A 12831-nucleotide genomic window follows, 5' to 3' on the forward strand; every position below is an offset into this window, starting at 1 on the left:
AAAGTTTATAACTTACTTTTCAGCACGGCCCATGAATTTATGTTCAACAGTATTTATACGAATACGGTCACCTGTTGAAATATGCTCAGGCACAGAAATATTTAAGCCTGTAGACATACGTGCAGGTTTTGAACGAGCGCTTGCAGAAGCCCCTTTAATTGAAGGATCGGTTTCTTCAACAACAAGCTCAACACTTGATGGTAAATCAAGGCCTACTGCTGCACCGTCAATGACAATAACATGCACACCTTGGGTTTCTTCATTTACAAATTGAATCTCTTCGCTAATAGCATCTTTATTTAAGTTATATGGCGTGTAATCTTCGTTATCCATGAAAACATACTCGTCGCCATCAATATACGACAACATTGCTTCGCGACGTGTTAAATCAGCAAGCGTTAGCATATCGCTGTCTTTAAATGTTTCATCCACTTTGCTGCCAGTTACTACATCGTATAAACGCATTCGATATAAACTGCCACCAGCACGGCCTTGCGGCACAGAGCGCACAATATCTTTTACAACTAGCACTCGGCCATTAAAATCAATAGCAGTACCTTTTTTAACATCACTCGCCTTTGGCATGTGTGAATTCCTATTATTTTTTTGATTGCGAGAAACATACCACGAACTCAGGATTCTTCAATAGAAACAAAACAACTTAGTGATACTTTTTGAATAATACTTAAAATCAGCGCCCCTTAATGGCGCGCTGATTTATTAAGAGTGACTTTAAAAGTGGACTTTAACGCCAGCAGATAGCTCACTTACATCGTTTTTTGACACTTTATAGTAGCTATACTTGAGTAGTAACTCGGTATTTTTATAAATCGAATACCCAACTGAACCACCCGCATAAAGCTTGGTCGTATGCTTTTTAGACTCTAGCGTTGCACCATTGGTTATATCACTTTGTATTTTATATTGATGGCGATAAGCCCCCAAAAACAACTTAGTACTAAATGATTCAGCAGGCATAAATAAATAACCGACTTCCGTGGCAACACCTTTTGGTAAGATTGGAGCATAACGCGCGTAGTCATTATGAAGGTCATTTGGTGTTGTTGTATCCGCTGTTAATTCAACACGTCCTTGCCCTAAATCAATATACCGTATTGCAACTTCCCAATTAGGAGCTAGCTCATAGTAAGCGCCCACAGACCAACTAGTATCTTTATCATCAACTGAAATGGTCTTAACATCACTGCCCGTTATTGCCAAAGAATGCTTAGCTTTAGCTTGACCTACAGTTCCCTCAAAAGACCATGCTTCAGCGAGTGCACTGCCACTTATTAAGCAACTTGTAGTAATTATCGCAAAACTTGGAAACAATGACTTTCGACGGCTAAATACCAACATTGAAATCAGCAACAACCCAACGCCTCCCATACTTCCTCCCGATGACTTATTACTAATAGAAACTGATTTTACTGCACTAACGGTAATTTCAACTTGTGCCGAAGATTTAGCTCCTTTACTGTCTTTAATAGTATAGTCGACAGTATCAACACCTTCAAAACCTACCTTTGGCATGTATTGTAAAGTGCCATTAATATTAATTGATACAGTGCCATAAGTTGCCGCTGCACTAATAATAAATAATTCATCCATATCAATATCAGTATCATTACCAAGTACATCAATTTCTATTGATACGCGATCGGTGGTACTAGCTGTATCAAATATTGCTGTTGGTGCATTATTTTCCACTAAGTTAACCTTAGCATTATTGTTAGATGTTCCTCCTTGTCCATCAGTAATGCTGTATTCAATGGTCGCAATACCGATAAATGATGTAGGCGGAGTATAAAGTATCTGATTATCAATAATACTCACTTGCCCAAAATCAACCGTCGCACCCGTCAGTGTTAATGCATCTCCATCTATGTCTGTGTCATTTTCTAGCACATCAATAGTAATAGATTCACCTGCACCTATCGTTACTTCATCTTGATTTGCTTGTGGTAATTGATTCGTTGTACGCACAACAGCAACACCGCCAGGATCTACAATAGAGCCATTTGCTTTTCCATCATCATCATTTGGACCACCGTCAACAATTTGTAGTTGCACACACCATGCGCCTTCCGCTAGGCCTTGCGTCCATTCACTACTTCTTGGTGGTGGGCAATAACCTGGTTCACCCGCAGCAGATAATATTTGGTCATGTGCTGTAGATACAAAATCAACCCATTGGCCTTCTTTAAACTTCCTATAAGTGGAATTTTGTGAGATTGGCTTTCTTTGTGGAAATACAATACTGTAGGTATCTCCAGGGTTTGGAAGCCCTGTCGCAATAAAGTCAAATACTCCACCAATATTTAATGCGTTAGCGTCGGCTGGTAATTCACTCTCTAATAATTGAACTCCTCCTGTCACATTTTGTACAACAGTCACGCCCTTTCTAACACAGACACCTGGCTCGCCTTCAACTAAAAACTTGTCACTGTCTTTGACTTGACCTTGTACCACATTACATTGACTAATAGCATCTAGGTAATCTGGTATGCCGTCATTATCAGTATCAGTAAAGCCTTCTTGATCATCCGGTATTAGATCGCCATCAGAATCACCCGAATCGAGGGTATCAAGAGACTGTACTACTTCAACATAGATTTCTTTTGTTGTTGATAAGTTTGGTTCACCGTCATCTTCAGCCGTCACTGACACTTTATAAATACCCGGAGCAAGTGATTGCGTTGAAAAAACAAATTCCCCCTCATTTGTACTGGTATTAGTTAACTGATCATCTTGTGATAGCCAATTTAGTGTTACGTTATCACTTGGGTTTATATCCTCTGCGACCCCAGTAATAGTGACTAACTCCTCGCCTATCGCGACAAGCGATCTAGCTTCCTCATTTTGCTTAATCGATGTAGAGATTGTAGGTGCTACATTATCTTCAACAATCGTGATATTAACCGTTGATCTCGCACCCAGATTTAACGTATTCGCTAATGAAACAATAATTGTTTCGTTGCCTTCAATTTCTGAGTCAGCAAAAACAGTAAAGCTTACTTGCCCCTGGACGCCGCTTTCAATAACTAATTCACTTGATGTTAAATCGTGGTCAGCACTGTTGGCCGTACCTGAAACAGTATAAGGAATTGTTACTGGATAGGTCGGTGACTCGCCATTTAAAAATACATTAAAGCGATATGTTTGATCCTCTGCTACTTGGCTATCTTTACTTAAAGAAATAAGCGGATTAACATTAATGCTCTGTGTAGCAATTGCTTCAAGCCCATTACTGTCAAAAGCCTGCCAATAGACCAAATGACTTCCAGGAGTAAACAGTGACGTTGAATCAACGAGTGATACTGCCAATCGGTTACCTTGATTGTCAGTAGCAAGCGGTACACCTAAATCCACCTTAGTGAACAATCCTTTAGCATTAATATCCAAATCAACCGGTGTTTCAATCGTTGGCACATCATCTGTTTGTTTATTCAACGTTAATTTAGCAGTCGTTCTACTTCTTGCTTTATCTGGATCTTCAATCAGGTAACTAATCTGAATAATCCCTTGTGTACTCGCTTGCGATTTATATGCAATCACACCATTTTCAATTGTTACACTCCCCACGCTCGCGCTTGCACCGATAATACTCAATGGTTGTTCATCAGCATCGGTATCATTGGCTAATACATCCAATAAATACGTGTTTTCCTCATTTATATCTAATGAGAATACATCAGGATTTGCAACAGGTCTGTCATTCACTGAAATAACATTCAAGCTTACCGTAGCGATTGCAGATTGTTCTGTACCATCGCTTACAATGTACGTAAAACTGTCAATACCAAAGTAATTCGCATTTGGTGAGTACGTAAACACATTGCCTTGCTTACTTAAAGTACCAAATTGAGGCTGCGATATGGCTGTTAGCGTAAGTATATCGTCATCAAGATCTGAGACATCTGGAGCAAAAGTAATGGAAGCGTCTTCAAGAACATCTAACATCATACTTTGCGACACTGGGGCTTTATTTGTGTTATTTACTGTTACTGTAAATGCAGGTAAGCGTGCTTCAAGTTGTCCGTCAGTCACTGCAATAACAATATTAGTAAATTGACCTGCATTTTCTCTTACTGGTGTGCCACTAAGTTGCCCTGTTGCGCTATTAAAGCTAGCCCAACTTGGCTTATTACTGATACTAAATGTCAGCGTATCATTATCCATATCGCTTGCTATCGGGATAAATAAATACTCACTGTCTTCGTTCACTGATGCCGCAGGTATCCCACTTATCAACGGTGCATCATTAACACTGTCGACCGTAATCGAAATACGTGCAAACTCTGAATCAAGCTCACCATCATTAGCAACAATGCTCACAGAGTCACTGCCATTAAAGTTACTGTTTGGTGTATAAATAAGTATGTTACCGGTTAAGGTCGTACTGCCATTAGCAGGCTCAGTTACCACTCGATAGCTTAGAGACTGCTCTTCAATATCATTACCCGATAGAGTAACCGTTAGCGCTGTATCTTCATTTGCTGAAAGTACTTGCCCAGCAACCGTAGGTGCATCATTAATTGCATTGATAATTAACGAAACAGTGACTTCATCAGCATCAATTTCACCGTCGTTGGCCACAAACGTAAAGCTGTCTGTACCATTAATGTTTTCATTCGTCGTATAAAGCCAACTATCGTTACTTTGCTGTACCAAAGTACCTTTGCTTGGGGCATTAACTATCCGGTAACTTAACGTGTCTTGATCTATATCTGTTGCAACTAACGTCAGTAGTATTGAGCCATCTTCATCCAGTGATTGCGATTGCGCAACGCCAACCGGTTTGTAATTCACGGAGGCGACACTCATAGTCACTGTCGCTATATTTGATACAGCTGCGTTGCTATCTTCAACCGTATAGGTAAAGCTATCATCGCCAAAAAAGTTCGCTTGAGGCGTGTAAACAATTGCACCAGTTGCTAATACGCTCACCGATCCATTTGCAGGGTTAGTAACAATCGTTACGGAGCTAGCGTTAAGGCTATCACCAATATCAACATCACTATCATTACCTAGAACATTGACCTCAAACTGCCCTTCTTCTTGTAACTGTGCAGTGTTATCAACGGCAACTGGGGCGTCATTTATCGCCGTAATAATCAGTGTAACTGTAGCTGGTAGCGAAGTAAGTCCTTCACTGTCAGTAACGGTGTAAGTAAAACTGTGAACCCCATTTATATTTGCTTTAGGGGTAATTGCTAAACTACCATCAAGGTTCACGCTTACGCTGGCAAAGTCATATTCTCCTGCACCATCGCCTTTATTTTCTAACAGCACATTTGCGCCATTAAAACCTTGGTCTTCTACATCTGAATCATTCGCTAAAATAGCCACACTGGTTGCAGTATCTTCATCGGTGGTTATCACATCGTTTTGGACAATAGGGCGATCATTAACAGCACCTATATTTACCGTCACAGAGGCTGTATTTGATGCCAAACCGTTGCTGTCGGCTATCGTATAAGTAAATGTATCGCTTCCGTTTTCACTGCCTGTAGGTGTATAAATTAAAGTACCGTTATTTTGATCAACACTCACTGACCCTTTAGATGGTTGTGCTACAACACTAATATCACCCGTTGGAATAGTATCTTCTATATCGGTAGCGTTGCTTCTAATTGAAAGTGCAGACGTTGGTGTACCTTCATCTATCACCTCATTAAAATTAATAGCAATCGGCGCATCATTCACTGGGGTTATAGTAATCGATACAGTCGCTTTTTCAGATATTAAACCCGTACTGTCTTTTACTGTATATGTAAATGAATCTGTACCAGATACATTACTCAATGGTGTATAAGTTACGATTCCATTTGCAATACTAGCTTGCCCTTTAGTCGGTGCGTCCACTATCGCAGCAGAAGATACAACCATATTATCTTCAGCGTCACTGTCATTACTAACAACACTAAAAGTAACAGGAGTATCTTCATCAGTTGTTATAGAGTCGGCAACCACAATAGGCGCATCTTCTACTGGCGTAACGGTAAAGCTTACCGTCTGAACTGCTGACTTGTCTCCTGCGGCATCTTCTATCTGGTAGGTGAAACTATCAGACGTGCTTTCACTGCCATCATGTTGATAACTAAAGCTACCGTCGCTATTAAGCGTAACCGTACCCGATGATGGGTTTGTCACTTTCACTGCAGTGAATGTATCACCGCTATCAAGGTCATCATCAGTGGCATTGCTTAATACACCATTAACAGGGATGGCTGCAAATAATGCCCCTTCATCTAAACTAAATGCAAAGTTTTGACCTACAGGCGCATCATTGGTATTTTTTACTTCAATATCAAATATCATCGCTGCGCTATCTTCAGTACCATCGGATACCTTTATATTGACATTCGCTGAGGTACCTACATCTTGATCGGTGGGTGTTCCTGACAGTAAACCTGTGGCCGTATCAAATGTTGCCCAACTTGGCTTATTAGTAATACTAAACGTATGTATGTCGCTTGTATCCGGATCCGTGAGCGTTGCGGTAAAGCTGTATTGAGAATCTTCATCTATTGTCGCCAATGGCGTACCTGATAGTACCGGTTTAATGTTGTAGCTTTTAACAATTGTTGCCGTTACATCGCTGGCTTCATTCCCAGCGGTATCTGATACTGTCACCGAAAGTGTAAGTGTACCTTCATTTAAAGTGGTTACATTAACACCCGTAACCTGAGCTGAAGCTCCCGTTATTGCTCTAGAATTACCTATAATTTCATTAGAGCCATCAGTCACTTTGTAAGTAAATGAACCGCTGCTTTCAAGCCCATTTAGAGTAAAACCTAACGCGGCTTCATTATCTCGAGTAATCGTATCTTGAGTTATTAAAACGCTGTGCCCTGTCGGTGCAATATTATCAGTCACCGTTACTGTGAATGATTTTTTAAACGATGACGAAGCATCATCCGCTTGCACACATACTATGTAGGTGCCTGCTGAAATGGCGGCTTGAGTCTCTAGCACGCTCCCATTAATTTGAAAGCTACTGTTACCACTATTTGATGAACACGAACCACTGGCTGATGAACTAGGAGCTACCAATGTATAAGTATGCGTACTATCATCAAGATCCGTTGTACTTAAAGTCCCAACATCAGCGCCCAAAGACACTAAAGATTGATTAATGTTTGTTGCCGATAAAGTAATGTCTGTTGGATCATCATTTACACCCACTACTTTAACCGTAGAAGAACCAAAACTACCTGTAGATCTATCAACACCACCATTAGATGTACCACCGCTATCTTTTATAGACGTTAGCGTTACAACTCTATCTCCTTCTGTCGGTGATTCACTCGTATTTTTATAAGCTAAGAAAGGAACATAGTTCTGCCATACGGCCGCAGTGTCTGAGGCGACAATCGTTACCGTTGCCTTTGAACCGCTAAGAGTGACAACATAACTAAAATTAACTGACCCCGAATATGTACCGGATGCATTATTTTCTAGCCTAATAACATCAGTGCCAAATTGAAGGAACTCATTGCCAATATCTTTTACATTACTTACCGTCAGTAATATTTGCTCAATATTTTGTCCGCTTTCAATAGCATTAATAGAGGCTGAAGAGAAAATACCAACTTGTGAGCCATTTTCTGTAAATGTTGGATTAGCCCCGACTGCTGATACAGTAGGCGCATCGTTAACCGAGGTAATTGTAACTGATGCCTGATTAGTACCTGTACTATCTACGACACCATCATTAAAGGTATAGTCAAGCACAGTTGCATTTAGAGGAATATCTGAGTTATTGGCGTAGGTAATTGCTTGCGCAACAGAGTCTACAATTGCAGAAGTAGCATTGCTATTAAATGTTAGCGTTAAAGTACCTGCCGAGTTTGTGGTAACAGTCCCTACATTATTACCGTTATAACTAAATGTATTACCTTCAGTTAACGTCCCTAATAGCCCCGAATGACCAAATCGATCTTCGGCACTCGCACCGCCACGTCGGCGAATAGTTAAGCTAGCATTGTTGTAATCCCCTGCGTTGCTGTTAAGTGCATCAAGTTCAGCATCTGCAATTGTCATATCGCTATCAATGCTCACAGCACTTAAACCTTCGATAAACGTAGCACCGCCATTAAGCGAGCTAAATGTAGGCGCAGAATTTGCTGAAACAAATGTAATAACGGAATCTGATCCGCTATCAGCAACCGTAAAAGCTAAATCATTGCCTGGCGCATTAGTAAGAGAAAGAGTAAGTTCAGAAATATTAAAATCAGTGGCGTTGGTATCTACTTCTAATGTACTTGTGCCATTAAAACGCACGTTACTGGCTGAAAGCCCTGTGATACCAGTAATTGTAATGCGATCACCTACGGCTAAATCGGTAATTGTGTCCCCTGATAATTGTGATGAGCTACCTACAAAATTATCATTACCTGCATTGCCTGTTAGCGTATCTATACCAGCACCTGGGCGCAAAGTATCGGCGCCAGAGCCACCTTTAAGTACATCATCACCATTAAAATCTGATGAGGTCATGGTTAAAATGTCGGCGCTAAATGCACTTGCATCCAGGGTCACTGCGGCTGTAATTGCACTGCCACTAACATTAGAAAAAGACACAACGCCAGCATCAGTATTAAAATTATCGGTTAAGGTGATAGTCGTGTTGTTATTAGTGCCGATTGCCAGGTTTTCAATACCCGATACCGTGGTGCTGGAAAAATTAAAAATACCACCATCCATCAGTTTTAGTGTATCAGCGCCAGCAGAGCCTGTAATTGCAGTATTAAAATCATTAATATTATTAACATCAATTGCTACTGTTGCTGCAGAGGCTAAGCTTAATGTACCAATATTAAAGAATGAGCCAGAAGTCACGTCAGCACCGTCAGTGACACTCACCTTATCTGCAGCATTTAGCTCTGAGGTTAATGAGCCACTAAACCCAGCGCCACCAAGTGCAAAGGTCATTGCTGTATTACTAGATCTATCTATTATACTTTGAGTCGCTGAGACTATCGTAATTGTTCTACTGTTTGAAGAATCATCAAATACGTTGTAAGTTTCAACATCACTGAAAGTAGAAAAATCACCATCGCCATAAACATCAATTGTTTCAGAACCTATTGCAGATATAGTGCCTGTAAAACCGGCGTGTTGCGAACGCGTCATTGAAACCCGTGCACCACTGCTAAGTGTTAGGTTTTCAATATTGGAAACTGTTGCTCCAGTAATATCCCCCGTATTACTGATAGATAGCGTATCATTAACGCTTGCTTCACCTGTTATTGTTCCAGTAAACGTTAATCCACTGACATCAAACGTATTTGCATCGGTTGTTGATGCGCTTGTCACATTGACAGACGAAGAACCTAACGTAATTGTTCGTGTATTTGTTGAATCATCACCAACGTTAAACGTTTCAATATTGCTAAGTGTTGTAAAGTTACCATCACCCGAAACCGTAATCGTTTCAGCGCCAGACGCTGTAATAGTGCCTGTAAATGTACTCACTTGCGCTGCAGATAAAGCCACCGATGAGTTTGTTGCAAGGGTTAAGTTTTCAAAACTAGACACTGTAGCACTTGTGGTGTCGGCACCTGTTGCCATGCTTAATGTATCGGTACCACCATTTGCATTGAGTGTACCTGTAACCGTTAAACCTGCAATATTTACCGTATCATTGCCCGTGCTGCCTGTTATATTTTGTGAGCCATTTGATAAGGTAATTGTGTTTGCACTACCGAGCACATACGTTTCAATATCATTCGCAGCAATTAAACCATTAGTTGCGTCTGAAATGGTAATTTGATCTGTACCTGCGCCTGAAATTGTAGAAAACGCATCATGCTGCGCTTCTTTCATCGTGACAGATACGCCGCCGCTCAAATTAAGTGTTTCAAAGTTCGAAATCGTTGCAGCCGCTAAACTCGCGCCATTAGCTAGCGTAAGTGTATCTGTGCCATCCCCACCATCGAGAGTTCCTCGGTACGAAAAGTTGGAAATATCGACTGAATCAGCTAAATTACTGCCTGTAACAGACTGGTCTCTGTCTACAAGCGTTAATGAAACTGGTGTATTTAAAACGTATGTTGCGATGGTGCTATTTGCCGTTAAATTTGCATCGCCCCCACTGCCTGCTGTAATCGTAAAGACAGGAGCCCCGCTCCCCGAAATCGTTGTAAATTGCTCATGCTGCGCTTCACTTAACGTTAAAGTGACGCTGCTAGGCACTGATAATGTTTCAAAGCCTGTTAATGTAGTAAAAGCCGTTAAATCGGATCCAGTCGGAACGTGAATGGTATCTGTACCAGTACCACCGTCAGCCACTGAACCTGTAATATGTGATGGATTACTTATCGTTAATGTTTCGTTATCACTACTAAACGTAATTGCCGGATTTAAATTTGTACCATCTAAGGTACTAAAACCCGCCGCTGTAGAACTAGCCGCTGTAAGGTTAGCCACTGAAGTTGTCGCTGTACGGCTAATACTGTTTTCAGTGCCATCATTTATAACAACTGACACTGTACGCGAAGTTGTGTTGGGTGTTGCACTGGTATTATTATACGTTATTGCTTGTAAAAAGGTCGTCACTTCAGCAACGGTTGCAGATGCACCCGTTATCGAAATTGTATCTTGCAGAGTAATGTCTGAGGCACCTGATATACCACCAAGTGCATTTTGCGCAGCCGCTGAAGCATTAAGCCCTTCTGAGGTGCCATCTTGATCGTTTGTTAATGCAACGGTTATTGTTGTTATTGTATCGCCATCACTATCAGCGGCACTAGCATCGGGCGCAATATTTACAGCACCACTGCCTTCAGAAAACGCCGAAAAACTCCCTGTACCTGGAGTCATTGTGCCATTTAAATCAACAACAGGCGCTGAGTTTGTAGAAGTACCTGTGGCACTCAAAGACACATTATACATACTCTCATTTGCATCAGTGTTGCTAATTCTTAAATTACCTGATATCCCACCAACCGTTGTCGTTTGTACAGTAACAAGTATCGTACATTGCATACCTGAGCTTAATGTTTGACCATTCGTAGCACATGTACCGCCTGTAATTGAAAAGTCGCTACTACCACTTGTTATAGAAACAGCCGTAGTCGTTAAATTACCAGTGCCTTCATTTTTTACCGTAAAGGTTTTTGTTGTAGTTGCTACTCCATCTGCTGCTACACTGCCAAAATCTTCACTTACAGTTGTCGCTCCACTTTCTTCAACATCTATTTCTGGAGATGACCCACAAGCACCAACACTGCCACCTCTCAAGGTACAGCTAGAAGAACTTATAGTGGCACATGCTCCGCCAGGTAGTGTACAGTTTGCACTTGCAAACACCTTTCTTATTAGTAAGTCACTTTTTACCTGTGTATTATCGCCCGTAACAATACTTACTTTTTGTTCATTAGTTTCGAGTAACCCCTGCTCTTTTAAAAAGTTTAATGTATTATTTATATCTGAGTTTACTAAGTGTGATTGTGCTTTTTCCCCTCGACTAAATGCCGAAAAGGGATTTTTTGACTCTACATCAACAACTATTTCACCCTCTGTTTCTAATGCTGATTTTTTTGAAAATTGTTTTAAATCTACACCTTCAGTTACTGTTTCTGCATAAGCTCCGCTAGCAATTACGGCAGAAATTGCAACGCCTAAAAAGGTTTTATTTAAGCTCAAATGTTTCATAATACTTACCCTCGACAAAATTCAAAAATATGGCTAGACAACGCGTCTGAGCTTTGAAATAGCTCTGGCTTTATGCTATTAGGTACAACCGCAATATCGTAAATTTGCTTTACTTCACCTGAAAAAGTTAAATTACCAATTACCTCACCTGTACTTACATTCACTAACCATACTGCGCATTCACTTTGCCCATCCAATAATCTGGGGTTTGCTTTGAAACGAATATGCTCTTCTGACTTACGTAATGTACTCGTACCGACAAGCATCAAGTCACCAAAAAACGTCATCCCTCTTGTAAAGCCTTGCAACTCACATAAAACTCGACTAGTACCTAATTTTGGATCGTAGACATGAATATCGCCATCTCCAGATGCACAATAATACACTTTACCTGCGTGGCACCTTGGCGAATGCGGCATTGAGATACCTGATTTGATGACCTTATTTTCAACGACATCAATAAGTACCCCTTTCTCTCCTAGTTCTTCACGCCAGCCCTCCGCTGTATCGGATTCACTAAAGGCAGTAGCATAACGAGGCACACCATCTAACAACGCCATACCATTTAAATGGCATCTATTTTCTGGTTTCAGATCTGAAATAAACGACGGCACCCAAGCAGCGATAAAACTATGGTCAGGGCTTAACTTACTTAAACAAGAGAACATCGAGTTAACTACCCACAAGCCATCATTACCCCAACAAATATCATGGATGTTAATCATACCGGTTGATAACGTCGCTCTTTCAATAAACAAACTGTCGGCTGCCTTTACACTTTGGACTTGTTCATCCCACTCTTCACGGAACTTGGCTATATCTCGCAGTTCATTATCTTGTAATTTTTTTGGTAACTCTTCATAACTATCAAGGTCGCCATTAATGACATCTGCATAACCATTTGGTGTTCTTTGAAAGTCGATTACTTGATTTAGTGTTCCAAGCGTGATCCTATTTTCGTCAGCATAAAGCCCCATAGGTCTTGGAAATGCTTTTAATTTTGTTTCTAGATTGCCATTATTAGAGCGCACTAAAATGACACGTTGTGATTGATAACTTGTCACAATCAACGATATCCCCAACTGAGCCAATATTTTTGGGAAATTGTCACTATGCGTGCTGCTAAAATCTAACTGTTCCGTTTCAGAACTCATTAATCTCACTACC

Annotated in this window: 3 protein-coding genes; all 3 read right to left on the minus strand. The window is 40.7% G+C overall.

All coding sequences use genetic code 11. The features are described 5' to 3' along the window. Positions 1-12: 12 nt before the first annotated feature. Complete coding sequence (gene yeiP / locus P20495_RS10085) at positions 13-585, minus strand: elongation factor P-like protein YeiP (protein ID WP_008136330.1); 573 nt, start codon at positions 583-585, stop codon at positions 13-15. Between the two features lie 147 nt (positions 586-732). Continuing rightward, positions 733-11664 (minus strand): tandem-95 repeat protein, encoded by a 10932-nt coding sequence (locus P20495_RS10080; RefSeq protein WP_008136331.1) that lies wholly within the window; start codon positions 11662-11664, stop codon positions 733-735. A 5-nt stretch (positions 11665-11669) separates the two neighbouring features. Beyond that, positions 11670-12818, minus strand: coding sequence for a TIGR03032 family protein (locus tag P20495_RS10075; protein WP_242401479.1), 1149 nt, complete (start codon positions 12816-12818; stop codon positions 11670-11672). Positions 12819-12831: the final 13 nt, after the last annotated feature.

The sequence above is a fragment of the Pseudoalteromonas sp. BSi20495 genome (assembly GCF_000241185.1).
Classification (GTDB): domain Bacteria; phylum Pseudomonadota; class Gammaproteobacteria; order Enterobacterales; family Alteromonadaceae; genus Pseudoalteromonas; species Pseudoalteromonas fuliginea.

What these genes read in the sequence shown, in the direction of transcription:
- P20495_RS10075 (WP_242401479.1), bottom strand. Translation starts at nt 12,818, where the DNA reads ATGAGTTCTGAAACGGAACAGTTAGATTTTAGCAGCACGCATAGTGAC.
- P20495_RS10080 (WP_008136331.1), bottom strand. Translation starts at nt 11,664, where the DNA reads ATGAAACATTTGAGCTTAAATAAAACCTTTTTAGGCGTTGCAATTTCT.
- yeiP (WP_008136330.1), bottom strand. Translation starts at nt 585, where the DNA reads ATGCCAAAGGCGAGTGATGTTAAAAAAGGTACTGCTATTGATTTTAAT.